The organism is Candidatus Poriferisodalis sp. (genome assembly GCF_965237655.1).
GTDB lineage: Bacteria > Actinomycetota > Acidimicrobiia > Acidimicrobiales > Poriferisodalaceae > Poriferisodalis.
Genome location: NZ_CBDEGB010000002.1, coordinates 2,066,993 through 2,085,826 on the forward strand (window position 1 = coordinate 2,066,993; position 18,834 = coordinate 2,085,826).

The 18,834-nt window shown below is 64.6% G+C and carries 15 protein-coding genes; 5 read left to right on the top strand and 10 right to left on the bottom strand.

The genetic code is table 11. The features are described from left to right. Nucleotides 1–37 precede the first annotated feature (37 nt). Complete coding sequence (locus ACPXYO_RS17770) at nucleotides 38–1,069, bottom strand: glycosyltransferase family 2 protein (RefSeq protein ID WP_423923366.1); 1,032 nt, start codon at nucleotides 1,067–1,069, stop codon at nucleotides 38–40. Then, nucleotides 1,066–2,454, bottom strand: a complete 1,389-nt coding sequence (locus ACPXYO_RS17775) for a sugar transferase (RefSeq protein ID WP_423923368.1) — start codon at nucleotides 2,452–2,454, stop codon at nucleotides 1,066–1,068. Before ACPXYO_RS17775 ends, ACPXYO_RS17770 begins: the two co-directional genes overlap by 4 nt. Nucleotides 2,455–2,698: 244 nt before the next feature. Between ACPXYO_RS17775 and ACPXYO_RS17780 the strand changes: the two genes are divergently transcribed. Continuing rightward, nucleotides 2,699–4,291: a hypothetical protein gene (locus ACPXYO_RS17780; RefSeq protein ID WP_423923370.1), complete on the top strand. Its 1,593-nt coding sequence runs from the start codon at nucleotides 2,699–2,701 to the stop codon at nucleotides 4,289–4,291. Then, on the top strand, nucleotides 4,288–7,626 hold the full coding sequence (locus ACPXYO_RS17785; RefSeq protein ID WP_423923372.1) for a glycosyltransferase family 2 protein: 3,339 nt from the start codon (nucleotides 4,288–4,290) through the stop codon (nucleotides 7,624–7,626). Before ACPXYO_RS17780 ends, ACPXYO_RS17785 begins: the two co-directional genes overlap by 4 nt. An 11-nt stretch (nucleotides 7,627–7,637) precedes the next feature. Here ACPXYO_RS17785 and galE read toward each other — a convergent pair whose 3' ends face one another. Then, complete coding sequence (gene galE / locus ACPXYO_RS17790; protein WP_423923374.1) at nucleotides 7,638–8,645, bottom strand: UDP-glucose 4-epimerase GalE; 1,008 nt, start codon at nucleotides 8,643–8,645, stop codon at nucleotides 7,638–7,640. Between the two features lie 574 nt (nucleotides 8,646–9,219). On the opposite strand from galE, the gene ACPXYO_RS17795 reads away from it, so the two are divergent. Continuing rightward, nucleotides 9,220–10,146, top strand: a complete 927-nt coding sequence (locus tag ACPXYO_RS17795) for a DUF3048 domain-containing protein (protein WP_423923376.1) — start codon at nucleotides 9,220–9,222, stop codon at nucleotides 10,144–10,146. 50 nt (nucleotides 10,147–10,196) lie between these two features. Here the strand turns inward: ACPXYO_RS17795 and rsfS are convergent, their stop codons facing one another. Then, nucleotides 10,197–10,616 carry a ribosome silencing factor gene (gene rsfS, locus ACPXYO_RS17800; RefSeq protein WP_423923378.1) on the bottom strand — a complete coding sequence of 140 codons (420 nt, stop codon included), beginning with the start codon at nucleotides 10,614–10,616 and terminating at the stop codon, nucleotides 10,197–10,199. Nucleotides 10,617–10,618: 2 nt separating this feature from the next. Then, nucleotides 10,619–11,212: a nicotinate-nicotinamide nucleotide adenylyltransferase gene (locus ACPXYO_RS17805; RefSeq protein ID WP_423923380.1), complete on the bottom strand. Its 594-nt coding sequence runs from the start codon at nucleotides 11,210–11,212 to the stop codon at nucleotides 10,619–10,621. A gap of 356 nt (nucleotides 11,213–11,568) precedes the next feature. Between ACPXYO_RS17805 and ACPXYO_RS17810 the strand changes: the two genes are divergently transcribed. Together ACPXYO_RS17810 and ACPXYO_RS17815 are read left to right on the top strand one after the other, a co-directional pair. Next, entirely contained in the window at nucleotides 11,569–12,435 is an 867-nt protein-coding gene (locus tag ACPXYO_RS17810; RefSeq protein WP_420623412.1) for a sigma-70 family RNA polymerase sigma factor, read from the top strand. Then, nucleotides 12,428–13,831: a class II 3-deoxy-7-phosphoheptulonate synthase gene (locus ACPXYO_RS17815; protein ID WP_423923919.1), complete on the top strand. Its 1,404-nt coding sequence runs from the start codon at nucleotides 12,428–12,430 to the stop codon at nucleotides 13,829–13,831. Before ACPXYO_RS17810 ends, ACPXYO_RS17815 begins: the two co-directional genes overlap by 8 nt. 75 nt (nucleotides 13,832–13,906) lie before the next feature. On the opposite strand, the gene ACPXYO_RS17820 is transcribed toward ACPXYO_RS17815, so the two are convergent. The 5 genes from ACPXYO_RS17820 to proB form a co-directional block, all read right to left on the bottom strand. Next, on the bottom strand, nucleotides 13,907–14,176 hold the full coding sequence (locus ACPXYO_RS17820) for a VWA domain-containing protein (protein WP_423923382.1): 270 nt from the start codon (nucleotides 14,174–14,176) through the stop codon (nucleotides 13,907–13,909). Beyond that, complete coding sequence (locus ACPXYO_RS17825; protein ID WP_423923384.1) at nucleotides 14,128–15,348, bottom strand: VWA domain-containing protein; 1,221 nt, start codon at nucleotides 15,346–15,348, stop codon at nucleotides 14,128–14,130. Before ACPXYO_RS17825 ends, ACPXYO_RS17820 begins: the two co-directional genes overlap by 49 nt. Nucleotides 15,349–15,381: 33 nt before the next feature. Continuing rightward, the gene (locus ACPXYO_RS17830) at nucleotides 15,382–16,263 is read right to left on the bottom strand and encodes an AAA family ATPase (RefSeq protein ID WP_423923386.1); all 882 of its coding nucleotides are present in this window, start codon (nucleotides 16,261–16,263) and stop codon (nucleotides 15,382–15,384) included. 76 nt (nucleotides 16,264–16,339) lie between these two features. Continuing rightward, nucleotides 16,340–17,593 (bottom strand): glutamate-5-semialdehyde dehydrogenase, encoded by a 1,254-nt coding sequence (locus ACPXYO_RS17835; RefSeq protein ID WP_423923921.1) that lies wholly within the window; start codon nucleotides 17,591–17,593, stop codon nucleotides 16,340–16,342. A 145-nt stretch (nucleotides 17,594–17,738) separates the two neighbouring features. Beyond that, complete coding sequence (gene proB / locus ACPXYO_RS17840) at nucleotides 17,739–18,833, bottom strand: glutamate 5-kinase (RefSeq protein WP_420623408.1); 1,095 nt, start codon at nucleotides 18,831–18,833, stop codon at nucleotides 17,739–17,741. Nucleotide 18,834: the final 1 nt, after the last annotated feature.

Sequence of the window (18,834 nt, forward strand, 5' to 3'; positions counted from 1 at the left end):
GAGACTGACTGAATTCATACCAGGATTCGTACCGGGGTCAGGTCCTCTGCGCAACTTGGGGGCCAGTCGCTTCCTCGGGTGAGGACCGATGCCCGCTGCGGCACCCCACGAGAAACCCCGCTCCCCACGACAGGTGCATGACGGCGAACGCTGCGGCCGCTCGAAGGCGATCTGTGAGCGCGGGAAGGCTGGGGCGAAGGCGTGCCGCGGCCAGCGTGCAGGCACCTAAGTATGCAGCGGGCATGATCCCCCCGCGCAGACGGCCCCGGGCCAGTTCCAGCGCCGACAACGCCAGACCGAACGCGAGAACTGGTGCTGCAAGCTGCCGTGGCTGCGTCGAGCGCGGGTGGCGACCGATCACCACGCGCTTCCAGATGCCGTAGTCGTAGTACTGGCGTGCCAGTCCCGCCCAGCTGGTTCGAGGCTGGTAATCCACGACCAGGCTGGGGTCGAGCCACACCACATGCCCCTGTTCGCGCAGGCGCCAGTTCAGCTCGTAGTCCTGGTTTCGTTCCAACGACTCATCGAAACCGCCCACGGACGCAAGCACGGCAGGGTCGAACACACCCAGGTACACGGTGTCGGCTGGCCCCTCGTGACTGCCGTGCCGGAATGCGGCCGGACCCCCGCCGAACCGCGAGGACACGGTTACCGCGATGACCCGACTCAAACCACGCTGCCCGACCGGCCGCTGCACACCGCCGACATTCGCTGCGCCGGTGCGCGCCAAGGTCACAACCGCCCGCTCCACGTAGTCAGGGGGCAGCCTGGCCTGCGCGTCAACCCGCACGATGACGTCGCCGGCAGCAGCGCCGATCGCGAGGTTGAGACCCGACGACGTCGTGCCAGCAGGGTTCTCGACGATCTGCAGAGGCCACTTGCAACTGGCCTCTGAAGCGACACGATCGGTCCCGTCACTGCTCGGCGCCACGGCCACGATGACTTCCAGCGGCCCGCCAAAGGTCTGCGCGCTCACCGCATCGAGACATTCGGGCAGCTCGGACGCACAGTTGCGCGCCGGAATCACCACAGAGACGTGCCGCCCGTTGTCCGTCTGTGCGTCGCTCACCGGGCGTTGCGGCGAGCCATAACGACGAGGCTCTTCGCCATGATCTCCCAGTCGAGTACCGGCGACCAGTTGACGACGTACTGCAGGTCGTGACCGAGCTTGTAGCCCGGATCGGTTTGGTAATGGCCCTGCGTCTGTGCGAGCCCCGTGATACCGGGCGGCACATCGTGACGTCGGCCGTAACCGGCGATCTCGCGTTCCAGCCGGGCAACGAATTGGGGCCGCTCGGGTCGGGGCCCCACCAGCGACATCGTGCCGACCAGCACGTTCCACAGCTGCGGCAGCTCGTCGAGCCGGGTGCGGCGCAGCCAACCCATACCTCTCATGACCCGTGGGTCGTTCGAGGTAGCGAGCACAGGCCCATTGCTCTCCGCGTCACGCGTCATAGTGCGGAACTTGAGCAGTACGAACGGCGCTCCTCCACGACCCACTCGCTCCTGCCGATACAGCACACCTCGACCACCACCGATTCTCACGTACAAGGCGACTGCTGCGGTGAGCGGCAGAGCGAATGGGGCGAGGAGCAGCAGGTACGCGAGATCGAGCAGTCGCTTGAAGCGCAGGCGGCACATCGGCAATGCATGCTCCCGCAGCGCCACAAACGGCATGCCCCCGATCTGGCGGCTGCGCTGTAGTCCCAGCAGCGTGTCAGCTGGTGTGATGCGGCGAAAGACACCGATGTTGCGCAGTTCCAGTTCACCGAGCGGCTCGGGATAGATGGCGTCGAGAGGCTGTCCGGACAACAGCAGCAGCTCGGTGGCACCCAGGCGATCTGCCTCGGGGAGGATCAAGGCGGGATCGGTCAGGCTTCCGACGACCACGGCATCGGCCTCAGCGTCGGCGAGATGCTCTTGGGCCGAGTCGATGTGGGCCGGCGTGCCAACCAGCAGCATCCGTGGCTCGCCGATGCGCAGCTGGCGCACGCGCCGCGCCCCCCAGCGATTGAACGAGATCAGCACGGCACCCGCCACGGCCAGCACCACCAGATTCCCCCGAGGCATCAGGTAGCGACCCGTCAGCAAGGTGACGGTGGCGTCGCCGCCCACCGCCATGAACGTGAGCAGCATGGCTCGCGGAAGCCAGGGGCGATGTCCCAACCGTTGCTCGAACTCGTACAGACCGCCGAAGTAGTAGACGGTCATGTGCAGGACCGTGGCGACGGCGAAACCGATCAGGTAGTGGGTCCACGGATAGGTCGGCCAGTCCAGGCCGAAACGCACGACGGTGATGGCGACCATCAAGCCGAACAGCGTCACCGCATCGACCACGTAGAGGAACCGGAACCCCTGACGGCTTGACGGACGCCACTCCGGCGGCGCAGCTGGCGTCACGGCGTGTGCATGGTTGGAGGCGACACGTGACTGGGTGCGGGACTGGACCTTCACGCGAAACAACCCATCGCTCGCTCTACCGTCGCGCACCCTGTCGGCCGGCGGAGGCGCAGTCCGCAAACTATCGCTCCCGTCGACTTCAGCAGTATCCGGAACAGGGCCGATAGGCATACGCCTCCCGTTCGCCAGCGCGACAGCAAGGCTACGCTGCGCTCCCTCGACCGCTCGGTGCGGCACAGTCTGCGGTCCTCTCGGTCCCGTTTTCCTGGACAAACCAATGCGGATGGAGAGGCCAACGATGACGACCTGCCAACGGCCCGTGACACGCATTTTCTCGGGTTGGACTGTGGTGGCCGTGATCTGCCTCGGCGTGTTCGCTCTGTGGGCTCCCGATCTCGATCTGCCGCTCGGCAACAGCGACGATGGTCGCATCTTCGGCCGTGCGGGCCTCCAAGCGCGGAACTACTGGGAGTTGGGACCGGTGGAATCCCGGTTCGGGGCGGTCATGGATCCATACATCCGCGCCGAGTTCGAAGTCCCACCTCGCGCGGAGCCGCCACCCGCCGCAGTCACTTATGCGCATCACCCACCGCTGCGACTGTTCATCACGATCGCCTCCATCGGAGTTTTTGGCGACAATCTTCCGGCTCTGCGCATCACCGACTTCCTGATTGGTGCAGCGACGGTCGCTCTCATGGCCGCACTGCTGCGCGTGGTCGGAATGAGTTGGGGACCGACGTTGCTCGCGGTGTTGGTCATGTCAAGCACGGGCTTTTTCTACGTCTTTGCACGTCACGGCATCAGCTTTTCGTTGCTCTTGGCCCTTACCGCCACTGTCGCGAAGTTGCGCCAGATCGAGCGGCCGCCGCGGTGGGCGTTAGCCGGAGCCGCAGCGCTCGCTGCGTTCACTGCGCTGCATTCGTGGATTGCCATCGCCTCGCTCGGCCTTCTGGTGCCCTGGCTGTTTGTCGGAACCATCCAGCGACGCCGACAGGGCGAGAACCCAGGCTCGACCCCACCTCGCAGCCTCGGTCAGTTGGCGCGCCTCGGTTGGTCGCCCTCACTTGTCGCGATCTTCGCCGGCGCGGTCGCAGGTGGGTTGCTGACGGCAGCGTGGTTGCTCAACGCCACCGACATCTCCGAACTCAGCGAACGGATCGCTTTCCGCACCGGAACCGATGTCTCGACAGCGATCGAGCAGAGAAACTTCAGCTTCGGGGAGTTCCTGTCACGCCAGTGGCGTTTCGCGAGCCACGAACTCATGACCTCGTGGTGGCTGAGGCTGCTGTTGCTACCAGCGCTCGTGGCTGCGTTCGTCGACCGTCGCACCCGTGGCCCGGCGCTCGTCACCCTTGCTGTCGCAGCTTCGCTGACATTTGTCTTCCAGCAGGGCGCTTGGATCCATCGTCTCTGGAATTTCCCTTGGCTTGCTCCGACTGTCATCGGAGTGGCTGCGCTTGCCGACTGGGTCCGGCGTGCCCTGAAGGGCCCAGCCGCAAAGCTGCGATGGCCGCTCGGCCTTGCCGCTGCAGTGGTCCCGGCGATCACCCTGGCCTTCGTCGTAACAGGACCGACAAGGGACTTCTACCTGACCGATCCGGCCGACGCCGGAGCGGTTCTGGAGCGAGCCACGGCGACGGCGCCTGAGGTCGCTGAGGCTGAACTCATTTGGATCACGTCGGGCCTGTCGACAGCCCGGTGGGCCTCCTACTATCTTGATTTGCCCGTGTGGTCGCTGGATGAGAGCAAGCTCGACGACGTCATCGCATCGGACTTAGTGCTCCTCCGCAATGACCGCATTCCCGAATTCGTCCCCGAGGCTGCAATGGCAAATGCGCTGGCGATTGGCGAGTCCTACACGCTGATCACTGCCGAGGAGTTGGTCGAGTGAGCCAGCCCATACCTCCTGCCGATATCCGGGGCAACGACTGGCGCTCGCTTCCCGCGGCTCCAGCGGAGCATTTCGTGCCAGAGCGCTCGGTGAGCGTTGTGATCACCTACTTCGAGGCACCCGAGGCTCTCGAACTGACTCTTGCTGCTCTCGAGAGGCAGACGTACCCACGCGACCTCTTCGAGGTAGTAATCGTCGACGATGGTTCACGGGTAACGCTGGAGACACCGTCACATTGCCCGTTCGAAATCCGAGTCGTGCACCAAGAGGATTTGGGTTTCGGCCTCGCGAGGGCCCGGAACACCGGGGTCAAAGCCGCTTCGAACGACATCATCGCGTTCCTGGACTGCGACATGATGCCCGAAGCCGGCTGGATGGCTGGGCACGCCCGCTGGCATCACGCCGCAAGCGACGTCCTGACGCTCGGTTTTCGGGCCCACGTCGACGTTGCAGGCATCGACGCAGACGCCGTCAGGAATCGAATCGGGTCGCTGTCCGACCTGTTCGCAGGCCGCGCTGTCGACAGACCGGAGTGGATCGAGTTCCACATGGTGCGCACCAATGAGCTCACCTCCGACGCCGACGATCTTTTTCGTGTCGTAACTGGCGGGAATCTCGGTGTTTCCCGCTCTTTCTTCGAACTTGTGGGCGGCTACGACGAATCGTTCACCCAATGGGGTTGCGAGGACACTGAATTCGGATACCGAGCCTTCACACGCGGCGGTGTACTGGTTCCGGCGCGCGGCGCGATGTGCTGGCATCAAGGACCGGGGGCGGCGCCGAGCAGCGCCGAGAAGGCCAGCCTCGAGCTCCAACGGGCCAAGATTTCTCAACTCATTGCGCACCATGGCTTCAGGCAGGCGAAGCCTGGTCGGAGCTTCTCGGTACCGCAGTACGTCGTGACTGTGATTCCAGGCAGTGCCGATCCCGAAACACTGCTCGACACGATCGAGCGCATTCTGGGCAGCACCCTGCACGACCTTGTTGTCTGGATCAACGAGTCTCCGCACCGCCACGGCGGTGACGACCCGGAGTATGAGCGCATTCGACGGCTCGTCGCCGGAGATGCTCGCGTACAGTTCGGGCCTGATGGCGCAGCGACTGAGGCATTGGCGGCAGCGGCGTTCCATATCACGGTGCCCGCAGGCACAGAATTGGCCCAAGACGACCTGACGCGGCTCACTCGAACGCTCAAGTCGGCCGCACAAACCTCGCTGGACTTGGCAGATGGCAACAGGATCTCCCTCACTCGAGCTCGGTTTGTGCACCGGGCCGTGCGCACAGGAAAGCCGCTGGAGCACGTTGTGGCGGATGCCTCGTGCGAGGCACCGAAGAATCAACCGAAGAGCCAGTCGCCTCCGCCTGAGGGTGCCGAGCGGCCTGCGCGACCTGCGCGACCAGCGCGAAAGTCTGTGCCAACGCTGCCTCGACGGGAAGAGCCGAAGGCAGCAAAGGCGGCAGATTCCGCTGCGCGGGCTGATCGTCGCCGGACACATGCCATGAGGCAGTCCGTACGGCCTCCCGCTGCTGAACGAATCCAGAAGATTCGCGACATGTCCCGACGCTTCTCGCGGCAAGCGGCCCAGATTCGGAGTCGTGAAGAAGCGACACACTTCGCCCGCGCCGTCGGAGCCTGGGTCGGGGCGGCACTTGCGTGGCGATTGCGTTGGATCGCCTGGAAGCACCGGCAAGCCGCACGATGGCTGATGTGGAAGACCCTGCGCGCCCAAAGCTGGGCCAGGCGCGCCTCCAGACGAACGATGTGGAAGACCCTGCGCGCCCAAAGCTGGGCCAGGCGCGCCTCCAGACGAACGATGTGGAAGACCCTGCGCGCCCAAAGCTGGGCCAGACGCGCCTCCAGACGAACGATGTGGAAGACCCGCCGGGCCCACAGGTGGACACGCCAATCCCTTGGTCCGTCAACCTTGGGAATCCAACCAGCGACCTATCGCCTCGGACCCCATCTTGTGGCGCGCGGAACAACGGCGAGCGAGATCTTCGAGGCTTCGAGTCGGGTCGATGACGAACTTGGACACGCGACACGGGCCGTACTGATCGACGACACCTCTGGCGCGCCTTTCGAGGCTGACGGCGCTTCAGTACGCATCATCAAGGTTGCCGACCTCGATCCCACTGCACGGGTGCCCGCTTTCGACGCCGAGCAGGTGAATCCTAAGAATTGGTCTTTGGAGTGCCGTCGTATGCCGGCGGCCCTTGGTCCTGTTGCGCTCCTGCCCGAAGAATTGGAAATCCGCAAGACGACAAATCCGGACAAGATCTTGGCCTGCCGCCGATTTCACCATGTGGTCGACATCGGGCTTTATCACGAGAGCACTCCACGGCGAGCCGCGTCGCTTGCCGCGCTCGCTGCAAGCGGCGTCGTAGTTCACGTCATCGACGAGGATCCGAATCTCCGAACACTGCTCGGGCCCGATCTCTACACGTTGATGAGGGACCCCAAGATCCCAATGTCAAGCGAACAGGAGAGGGAATCGCTCAGTGTGGCCATGCGACGTGAGGCGTTGCGGAACCATTCGCTTCGAGTCCGGGCCCGCCAAGTGTTCGCTGTCGCTGACCTCGAGGCACCCGCGCCGCCTCTGGTCTCAGTTCTGCTGGCGTCCTGCCGTCCAGCGCTGGTCGAATCTGCCATCAAGAGTGTGGCGATACAGAGTTACCCACACATCGAATTGGTGTTGGCCCTGCATGGCGATGGCTTCGACCATGCTGAGATTGACGGCCTTCAACGGCGACTGCCCATCGCCAGCAAGGTCGTTCCAGTGCCCGCTTCCGCACCGCTCGGCGCCGTGCTGAATGCGGCCGTAGAGGCTTCGTCGGGCACCTTGCTCACCAAGTTCGACGACGATGACTTCTACGGTTCCGAACATGTGTGGGATCTCGTGCTCGCCCACGAATACTCACGGGCATGCCTCGTCGGGAAGGCGGCCGAGTACGTCTATCTGGAACGCAGCAACCAGACGATCCACCGCTTTCGAGGCGGCGCCGAACGGCTTAGCTCCGAACTCAGCTTGGCCGGCGGCGCGATGATCATCTCCCGTAACGACCTCGACTCCATCCTTGGCTGGCAGGAAATCCCGTCTGGAGTCGACAAGGCCTTGATCGAAGATGTCGTTGCCAGCGGACGTCGCCTCTACCGCACTCATGGCAAGGGCTATGTCTTGGTACGGCACGGCGACTCGCACACCTGGGGAGTCGACGACGCGTACTTCGAAGAACAAGCCCAAGAAATCCGCGAAGGGTGCGACCTCGCGTTCGCCGGGATCTTGAGCGAGCCGTGTGACCCGCTGTTGGCCGGGAACGATTTGCAACAAGACTGACCTCGTGCCCACTACGGCAGCCCTTGCGGGTGTCTGCAAAGGAATCGCCAATGGTCCGCGAGCATGTGCTTGAGGTCCCGCTGGGCACTCCACCCGAGTTCTGCGGCAGCTCGACTGCAGTCCGCCCATGACTCCGCGAGATCGCCGGGCCGACGCGCCACAACGTCGAATGGAATCTCCCGCTGAGTGATCTTCGACGCTGCCCGAACGACTTCATATACCGACGTACCGACCCCAGTTCCCAGGTTGAACACCCGGCTGCTGCGGTTGCCTAGGTCGGCGTTGAGGGCGGCGACATGGCCTTCAGCGAGGTCCATGACGTGCACATAGTCGCGGATAGGAGTGCCATCGGGGGTGCCGTAGTCGTCGCCGTAGATCTGAAGTCTGGAACGTGTGCCGAGAGCTACTTGCATGACGACTGGCACCAGATTTTGTGCTTCGCCAAGCGGATTCTCACCGATGTGCCCGGAGGAATGTGCCCCGACAGGATTGAAGTACCGCAGGAGCACTGACCGCATTTGTGAGACGGCTGCGGCGTCAGCGAGGATGCGCTCGCACATGAGTTTCGTGGCGCCGTAAGGACTCTCGGGAACCACTGGCATTTCTTCGGTGATGGGCAATTCCCCAGCTGAGCCGTACACAACTGCGGAGGAGCTGAATACGAAGCGTGAAACCCCACGCTCTGTCGCCAGTTCAATGAGCGTCAGTGTCGAGTCGAGGTTCTTCCGGTAATACCGCAGCGGTTCCGAAACCGACTCGGGAACGCTCTTCAGTGCCGCGAAGTGAATGATGGAATCGATGTCATAGGCATCAAAGATCCGCCGAACCGTCAAGCGATCAGCGGCATCTCCATCGACGAATTCGAGCCGCCTCCCTGTCAACCTGCGGAGTGCCGCTACGACACCGCGTTGGGCATTCGAGAAGTCGTCGAGAATCACTGCGTCCCTGCCAGCGGCGTGCAGCGCCACGACGGTATGGCTGCCTACGTAGCCAGCGCCGCCGGTCACCAGTGTCGTCATCGGGCGACGATGTCGATCGTATGGCGTGACGCCCGAACAGTTGGTACGGACAACGACGGTTTCCTCGGGCTGGATCGCATCATGGAGGCGTTCGTACGCGTCGTCGACATCGTCGTCACGCCCGCGCTTCGAGCTCGCATTCTACTGGGGCGGCCGGAGCTAGCCCAGCGAGGCAATTCCTCTCGCCTTCGGTAGCGGGGCCCTCGGTAGCGGGGCCTTCGGTAGCGGTTTCTGGATGGTTCACATGACACCGAGCGCACAATGCCACCCGGTATTGTGTGCGACTGGCTAGGTGACCGCGGTGGCTCGGCTGCACATCTCAAGGAGCAGGACTTTGGAGCGTCTCCGCGAACTATTCGCCGAACGCCGTATGGGCACGGCTCGGCGGTGCCACTCGGCAGGAGTTTGGCTGCCTTGGATGCTGCCGCTGCTCATCCTCACTGCATGCCAGAGCGTGACCGTTCCCGCGACAACTGCCACCGAACCCGCGACATCGCAACCACCCGCCACGGTCCAGACCCAGTCCACCGTTGTCGCTGCGTCCAGCCCGGTTCCGACAACTACGACGACGTCCGTGGCTCCCACTCAATCTGAGGCCACTACGACCACAAATCCCCTCTACACCGCCCCGTTCACCGGATTGCCGACGGCGAACAAGATCGTGCGGCCGGCCGCCGTCGTGAAGATCGACAACCACCCCCGTGCCCTGCCTCAGTGGGGCATCAACCAAGCCGATGTCGTCTATGAGGAAATCGTCGAAGCTCGCCTCACGCGGTTCGCGGCGATCTTTCATTCCAACGATGCTGATCTGGTTGGCCCCGTTCGGTCTGCTCGCACTGGCGACTTTGCGCTGCTGTCGAATCTCAACCGACCCATTTTCGTGACCTCGGGTGCCAACGCGTACACGGCACGAGCCCTCCGCAGGGTCGACGCGGTCAGCATCATCGACGGAAGCACGATCGCCAAGGGTGTGTTCGAGCGCTCGTCAGCCAAGAGGGCACCCCACAATCTCATCACCGACACCGCTCGCATTTACGCCGCAGGCGCCGGCGAGGGCCGGACGCCCCCGGAGTACTTCCGGTTCCGGGGCGAAGGCGACACGCTGCAGCGAGCCACTGCCGTCAGCGGCGTCGACATCGACTTCGGGCAGATCGAAGCCTCCTACCGGTGGGACACTGCCCTTGGCGGGTGGGCTCGCACTCAGAACGGCAGGGAGCACACAGACTTCGATGGCGTACGGATCGCGCCCGAGAACGTCATCGTGCAATTCGTGCGGTATCGCCAGAGCCCGGCGAATACGGCGACACCCGAGCCCGTGCTGACCGGCACCGGCGAGGCGTGGATATTCAGCGATGGCCAGGTGGTGCAGGGCACTTGGGAGCGGCTGTCCGAGCTCGACGTCACGGTGTTCCGTTCCGACAACGCCCTCATCGTGGCCCTCACACCCGGGCGCACCTGGATCGCGCTTGCCCGAGCGGGCTCCGCCGAAATGGTTCCCTGATCTGCGTTCTCTGATCGGCCTGATCGCAGCTACGACGCGGTGCCAGCGGCTCAGGCGAAGTCGTGACGAGGCACGTGCGACCACAGTCGCTCAAGGTCGTAGTACTCCCGGGTCGGTTCGTGAAAGACCTGTGCCACGAACTCGCCAAAATCGAGCAGGACCCACTGGGCCTCGTCCAGCCCCTCAGTACGGATCGGACCTTCGCCACCAGCGGCCTTGACGTGTTGTTCCATCAGTTCGGCTATGCGCCGCACCCGGCGCACATTGGGCGCGCTCGCAATGACGAACCAATCGGTGATGGCCAGCACGTCACCCACATCGAGCACCACGATGCGCTCGGCCGACATCTCGGAAGCTCCATCCACGGCAGCCCGCACAAGCGGCGGGACGGTCGCGGCAGCGCTGCTTGGGACCGGCCCGACGGCGTGGATCCCGGTAGAAGCCGGGGACGCCTGCGGAACCGATGCCACGTTCACGGAGAATAGAGGCTGTGCCGGGTGATGTAGCTCATTACGGCGGGCGGCACGAGCCGGGCGACCTCCGGAGTCGCCTCCGATCGGGTGCGATGGACAAGCAGATCGCGCACCAATGTGGCCGACGCCTCGACGGGATCCATGAACACCGTCTCGGTGCGCCAGCCCTCGACATGAGCGGGTGGCTCGCTCCGCGGCTGCACCACCGCGAGCCTCACGCGCTCAGATAGCTCCGAGACTCGGTGCCAGGTCGGCAAGCCGCTCGCAGCGGCGGGGCCCACGATGAGCACGGTCTCAATACCGGGACGCTCGAGCGCGATCACGGTGTCGATCGTGTAGGTCGGGCCGCCGCGCTCAATCTCGAGCGCACTCACGTCGATGCCGGCGAGACCGCCGAAGGCCAGCTGCGCCATGGCCAACCGGTGGTTCGCCGGCGTCACCGAGCGCTCAGCGGATTTCTGCCACGGATTGTTCGCTACCACCACCTGCACGATGTCGGTGCCCAACTGGTCCCGTGCGCAGATCGCGGCGGCGACGTGTCCGACATGGGGCGGGTCGAAGGTGCCCCCGAAGATCCCTTGTCGCGGCGGCACCGCCGCAGTGTAGAGTCACGCTCCACATCACATAGGTTGCGTGCACCGAGGCACCGTTGCGTCATTGAGCAGGCCTCGCGTGTCGCTTGTTGCGCGCGCTGTGCGCCATGTGTTACGTTTGAACGTCCGCCCATAGCAGAGTTCTGCACGGCCCGGGTTCTCGGGCCTCGCATCGCATGCGGGCGTACAACCAAGAACGGCGCCGCCACCGCGGTGGTGTCATGCCTGAGTCCGGGCTGAGTTGGCCTGCCGAGGGCAAAACATACCCGGTGCCCCCCACCGGGTCGCATGCACTAGGCGGCATGCAAATCGAAGACGAAGAAACCGGCTGCCCCCTGCCGGTTGGAGCGTGTGTCATGGATTCAGTTGGCCAGTACCTGAACGAGATCGGTGCGGTTGCACTTCTCACTGCAGAGGACGAGCGCATGCTCTCCCAGCAAATCGAAGCGGGACGAGATGCGCGGACGCGCCTTGACAGCGACGAGGAACTGTCCGTGGCCGAGCGGCGCGACCTGCGCAAGGCCGTGCAGACCGCCGCTGCCGCGCGTGACCGATTCATCCGGGCGAACCTTCGCTTGGTCGTGTCCATCGCGCGCCGCTATCCGCTGCCTCCGACGCTGGAACTGCTCGACCTGATCCAGGAGGGCAACCTCGGCCTCGAGCACGCAGTCGAGAAGTTCGACTGGCGGCGTGGCTTCAAGTTCTCCACCTACGCGACGTTCTGGATCCGCCAGTCGATTGGACGGGCGCTCGATCAGAAGGGCAGCCTCATCCGGCTGCCGTCCGATCGTTCCGCCACACTGCGAGCTGCGCTGCGCCACAACGGAGGCGACAGCGACTCACTCGACGACGAGAACGCGTGGCTGCAGCGGATCAGCACACCGACGTCGCTCGACAAGACGGTCGGCGACGACGGCGACAGCGCGCTCATCGACCTCATCGGCGACGATGCGCCAGGACCCGAGCACTTCGCCATCGAATCGGATCGCCGCGGCATGGTGATGTCCATGCTCGGCCGGCTGGACAAGCGCGCCCGCTATGCGGTGGCCCGCCGCAACGGGATCATCGACGGTGAGCAACGCAGCTACCGCGAGATCGGCGAGGAACTCGGCGTAACTGCCGAAGCGGCACGCCGTCTCGTCAAGCGCGCCGTCGATGAGCTGCAGAGCCTCGCCGCTGACGGCGAGTTTGTAGACATCGATGCCGACGCCGACGCTGTCTGACGACGCAGTCTCACCTTCCGGCGCGCCTAGCCCCGACGGATCGCCTGAGCACGCACCGGGGTGGCATACCGGCTCGTGGACCGGGCGGCCGGCAGGCCAGCAGCCCGAGTGGCCTGATCCTGCAGCGCTCTCCGAATCACTGGCCGAGCTGAGGCGCCGGCCTCCGCTGGTATTCGCCGGCGAGGCAAGGCGACTCACCGAGCATCTTGCACGGGTGAGCACGGGCAACGCTTTTGTGCTGCAGGCCGGCGATTGTGCGGAGTCCTTCGAGCTCTCGACTGCTGACCAGATTCGCGACCGTCTCAAGGTCATCTTGCAGATGGCCGTCGTGATGCAGTACTCCGCTGGCTTGCCGATCGTGAAGGTGGGTCGGATCGCTGGTCAGTTCGCCAAGCCGCGCAGCAAGCCCACCGAGACCCGCGACGGCGTCACACTGCCGATTTTCCGGGGCCACATCGTCAACGACATCGCGTTCGACTCCCAGTCCCGGACGCCGGATCCTTCGCGCTTGCTGCAGGCGTACAACACCTCTGCGGCAACCCTCAACTTGCTGCGTGCATTCACCCGGGGCGGCTACGCCGACCTGCGACAGGTGCACACGTGGAACCAGGAATTCGTGGCATCGAGTCCAGCGGGTCAACGCTACGAAACACTGGCCAACGGCATCGATGCCGCGTTGCGATTCATGAACGCGTGCGGTCTGGACACCGATGACAGCGCCATGAGGCAAGTGGAGCTGTACACCAGCCACGAGGCGCTGCTGCTCGGGTACGAAGAGGCACTGACCCGCACTGACAGCATCACCGGCGACTGGTACGACTGCTCGGCGCACATGCTGTGGATCGGCGAGCGCACCCGGGAACCCGACGGTGCCCATGTCGAGTTCCTGCGGGGCGTGCACAATCCGATCGGGACGAAGCTGGGACCGACCGCGACACCCGACGAAGCGCTCGCGCTGTGCGAGGTGCTGAACCCGAAACAGATACCAGGGCGGCTCACACTGATCAGCCGCGTGGGCGCCGGCAACGTCTCGGCGTCCTTCGGGCCGATCCTGCGGGCGGTCACACAGGCTGGGCACCCGGTGGTGTGGCAGTGCGATCCGATGCACGGCAACACCTACACAACCGATGAAGGGGTCAAGACCCGGCACTTCGACGCAATCTTGGCCGAGATTCAGGAGTACTTCGCAGTCCACGCCGCGGTAGGGACGTGGCCGGGGGGTGTGCACCTGGAGATCACCGGCGACGCAGTCACCGAGTGCATCGGCGGCGGCGACGACCTCACCAAGCACCAGCTGGGCGACCGCTACGAGACGATGTGCGACCCCCGACTGAACGCTCGCCAATCACTCGACCTGGCCTTCATCGCAGCCGAGTTGCTCGCCGAAGTGATCTAACACGCCGCCCTCGCGCACAGCGGAGGCTGGCGAGGCCGAGTTGTCCTAGGCCAAGTTGTCCTAGGCCAAGTTGTCTTAGGCCAAGTTGTCGACGAAGCCTTCAAGCTGGCGCAGGTTGCGGCACTCGAAGACGCCGTCGGTGTAGGTCGAGTACTCGGTGATGACCGAGTCCCCCGTGTCCCAATACGAGCGCGGTTCGGGATTCAGCCAGAACACCGAACGTGCCCGTTTCTGGCACTCCTTCAGCACCCACGCGTTCGTCGAGTGGTAGTTGTTGCGGGCGTCGCCCAGGAACATCATCGTGGACTTCGCGTTGACGTCCTTGCCGAAGTTCTCCCAGAACACGCCGAAGGCATGACATCGCCGTAATCGGAATGGCCGTCGACCCATACGACATCGGCCTCGGTGTTCACCCGGTGCACCGCGTTGGTGATATCTTCCTCGTTCCGGAACATGTGGGTGACCTCGTCGATGCCGTCGATGAAGACGAACGAGCGCACCTTGGAGAACTGGTTCTGCAGCGCATACACCAGATGCAGGGTGAAGCGGGCGAACGCCGCGACGGAGCCCGAGATGTCGGCAACCACGATGAGTTCAGGCTTGTTCGGACGTGGATGACGGAAGCGGGGCTCCGCAGGCACGCCGCCGTAGCTAAGTGAACGTCGCACAGTGGCCCGAAAGTCGAGCGGACCACGGCGCTTGTGCTTGCGCTTGCGCGCCAGGCGCGCTGCCAGCTTGCGCGTGAGCGGTTGGATGGCTTTGCGGATGCTCACCATCTCCTCACGGCTTGCGTGCATGAAGTCGACATCTTCGGGCAGTGGCTTGCGCAGGGTCTTGGCCATCGCTTCGACGCCCCTGTCGGCAACGAGGCGGCGCCGGATCTCGGCTTCGATCTCCCGCTTCAGCTGCTCAATACGGTTCTCGAATTCCTCGCGTTCGAGCCGTTCCGCCAGCGAGGTCATCTCGCCTTCATATCGCTGGGAGGATTCCTCGATCAGCCGGTCGAGCATCCCGTCGAGGTCGAGGTTGCGCAGCGTGCGGTACAGGTAGTAGGTGCCGCCCACGGGCCGGCCCGGCTCCATGCCCGCGAACTGCGTCACTGCCGCTCGGGCCATGGCCGCCATCATCGCCTCGTCGGCGTTCAGCAGCGCCCGGAAGAGCATCTCGGCGATCTCCTCGGGGGACATGTCCTGCCCACCCCCGCGGCCACCCATGCCCTGCATCTGCTGGGACATCCACTCTTCGAGATTGTCCGGATCGAATTCGCCGTTGCCGTCTTCATCGCCGACGCTGTATTCAGGGCCCCGCAACGAGAAATAGACCTCGAACACTGTCTCGAATGCCCGCCAGTGCTGCTCGTTCTTCACCAGGGTGGCGGCGAGCGCGTACTTGAATGCGTCGCGATCCTCGATGGGAATGTGCTTGACGGCCTCCATGGCATCGAGGTTCTCGGTCAGCGACACCGGCAGCCCAGCGCTGCGCAACTCCCCGACGAAGCCACTGAGCAGGTCCAGCATTTCCGACTCCCGTCCCTGGCAAGCCCTGGTGGGCTAGACCTCGACCGTCAGCTCTTTGGCTGCCTTCTCGATGTCGGACTGATACTTGAGCAGGATGTGAAGCGTCTGCTTGGCCTGCTCGACATCAATGTTCTCGATGCCCAACAGCACGAGCGTGCGAGCCCAGTCCAGCGTCTCGGACACCGACGGCGCTTTCTTGAGCTCAAGCTGGCGGATCGACCGGACCACTCGCGCGATCTGTTCGGCCAAGTTCTCGGTGATGTCAGCGACCTTGGTGATGACAATCTGCTTCTCCCGCTCGAGGTCGGGGTAGTCGATGTGCAGGAACAGGCAGCGGCGCTTCAGGGCCTCGGAGAGTTCACGGGTGTTGTTGGAAGTCAGGAAGACGAGCGGTATCTGGGTGGCCACGATGGTGCCCAGCTCTGGGATTGAGACTTGGTAGTCCGAGAGGATCTCCAGCAGCAGCGCCTCGGTCTCGATCTCGACCTGGTCGACCTCGTCGATCAGCAAGACGACCTTGTCCTTGGCGCTGATGGCTTCGAGCAAGGGACGCGTGAGCAAGAACTCGTCCTGGAAGATGTCGTCCTGCAGCTCCACCCAGTCCTCGTGCTCGGCGTCGGTGCCGCGGTCTGCCTGGATGCGCAGGAGCTGCTTCTTGTAATTCCACTCGTACAGCGCCTTGGCCTCGTCGAGCCCCTCATAGCACTGCAGGCGGATCAGCCGAGCACCGGTCATGGCAGCGACCGACTTTGCAAGCTCGGTCTTGCCCGTGCCGGCCGGTCCCTCCACCAGGACCGGCTTGCCGAGCCGCTCGGCCAGGTACACGACGCTCGCGATGCCGTCGTCGGCGAGGTATTCGACTTTCGCCAGTCCTTCGCGGACACCCGACAGGTCTCCGAACACTGTTTCGCTCATGTTGGGTGTCTCCGGAGTCAAATTGGGCAGTGGGCAGGTCTGACAGTGTGGCAGCCGCGGCGGCCTGTCGGCACGGTCAGCCCCGAGTGTGGCCCCGACCGGTCACTACGAACTTCGTGGTTGTGAGCTGTTCAAGGCCCATTGGGCCACGCGCGTGCAACTTCTGGGTGCTGATGCCGATCTCAGCCCCGAAGCCGAATTCCTCTCCGTCCACGAAGCGAGTCGAGGCGTTCACGAGCACCGCAGCGGCGTCGACGCGGCGTGTGAATTCCTGCGCAGCCGAGAGGTCACCGGTCACGATGGCTTCGCTGTGCCCCGAGCCGTAACGGTTGATGTGGTCGATCGCAGCTTCGAGGTCATCGACGACCGCGACGCTCATCTTGAGCGCCAGAAACTCCGTCGCGAAGTCTTCGGGGCTGGCTGGCCCGATCTGCGATGAGATGGCCCGCGAGGCAGGATCTCCCACCAGTTCGACGCCGTCCAGATCGTCGACGATGCGGGGCAAGAAGGTCTCGGCCACGTCTCGATGGACGAGGAGCGACTCTGCGGCGTTGCACACCGAGGGCCGGCTGAGCTTGGCGTTGGAGACGATGTCTGCTGCCATTTCGAGGTCGGCCCGGGCATCGACATACACGTGGCAGTTGCCGTCGCCATCGATGACGTAGGGCACGGTGGCGTTGGCGAGCACCGACGAGATGAGCGCTGGACCACCCCGCGGGATCAAGCAGTCGATGCAGGAGCGCAGCTGCATGAACTCGGTGGCTGCGCTATGTCTCGTGTCGGTGACGAGGACCAGCGCATCGGCGGGCAGGCCAGCGGGGACGATGCCCTCGCGCAGCGCCTCGGTGATCGCAATGTTGGAGTTCAACGCTGCCGACGAGCCGCGCAGGAACGCCGTATTGGCGGACTTCAGGCACAGTCCGAACGCGTCGGAGGTGACATTGGGTCGGCTCTCGTAGATGATGGCCACGACGCCAAGCGGCACCCGTACCCGTTCGATGGCGAGCCCGTTGGGCCGTACCCATCCGTCGACCACCTGACCGACTGGGTCGGCGAGGGCCGCCACGTTACGAAGGCCCGCAGCCATGGCCCCGATACGGACCGGATCGAGTCGCAGCCGGTCGACGAGCGTCGCCGAGGTGCCAGCAGCCTCGGCGTTGGCCACGTCGTCACCGTTGGCAGCCAGAACGTTGTCGGTTGCCTCTTCGAGAAAGTCAGCTGCGGACAGCAAGGCCTCGTCTCGCACGGCGCCAGGCGCCTGCGCCAACACGGTCGCAGCGGCCTTGGCTCGCAGGCCCAAAGCGGCCATGATGCTGGCGTCTCCGGTCATCTCCGGTGCAGTTCGCGCGGTGGCGTCAGGCACCTGAGCAGACTAGTGGGCGGCCCCCAAATTGATGCGGAGAGCTCCTGTGCAGCGTGCTGCTCGCCCGTTGCGTTCGCCTCACCCGCTCGCCAGCAGACCGCCCGCTGCGACATCAGCCGAGAACGACGAGGTCGTCGCGGTGAACGACGAGCGGATGCAGGCCCTCGGGCAACTGATCGCTGCGGAGTCCGGCTGTGGCACGCAACCCGTCGGCATCCACAGCCGCGAGGCCCTTGGCGAAGATCTGGCCACCGGAGTCGACGATTTCGACGGCTTCGCCAGCGGCGAATGCACCGTCGAGGCCGACCACGCCAGCCGCAAGCAGCGACTTGCCGCCGGCCATCACGGCTTGGCGGGCGCCGTCGTCGACCGTCACTGAGCCCCGGGCCGCTACCGCGAATCCGATCCACAACTTGCGTGCGGAGACGCGAGCATCGCGGGCGGGCACCGTGGTGCCGACGCCTGGGCGGCCGGCGGCAGCGTCGGCGACGACATCGGGCCGGCGGGCCGCAGCGATGACGGTCCGCACACCGCTCCAGGAGGCCATGCGGGCTGCTGCAAGCTTCGAGGCCATGCCGCCGCTGCCGACGGCGTTGGCCGATCCGGCTGCCGCAGCCAGCGAGGGGCTCACCTCGAGGACTTCAGCAATGAGCGAGGCGTCTGGATCGACGCTTGGGTCCGCAGTCAGCACACCGGGCGTATCGGTCAGCAGGATCAATGCGTCGGCGCGCACCAGGTTCGCTACGAGCGCCGCAATCCTGTCGTTGTCGCCGTAGCGGATGGCGTCATCGGCGATCGCATCGTTCTCGTTGACGACCGGCACGACTCCGAGGTCCAGCAGATGGCCCAAGGTGGCCCGTGCGTGCAAGTACTGGTCGCGATCACGGAAGTCGTGCGGCGCGATCAGTACCTGACCCACGACCATGCCACGCTCGGCGAAGAGCTCCCGGTACGAGGCCATCAGGTCGATCTGCCCGACGGCGGACAGCGCTTGCAGTCGCTCGGGTTCCGACGGGCGTTCGACGCCGAGCCTCTGCACACCTGCCGTTATGGCCCCAGAGGTCACCACGATGACCTCATGACCGGCCTCACGCACCGAGGCAACTTCATCGGCCAGCTTCGACACCGCATCGAGATCGACACGGCCGTCCGATGTCGTGATCGACGAGGTCCCGATCTTGGTGACGAGTCGCAATGTGGGTGACATC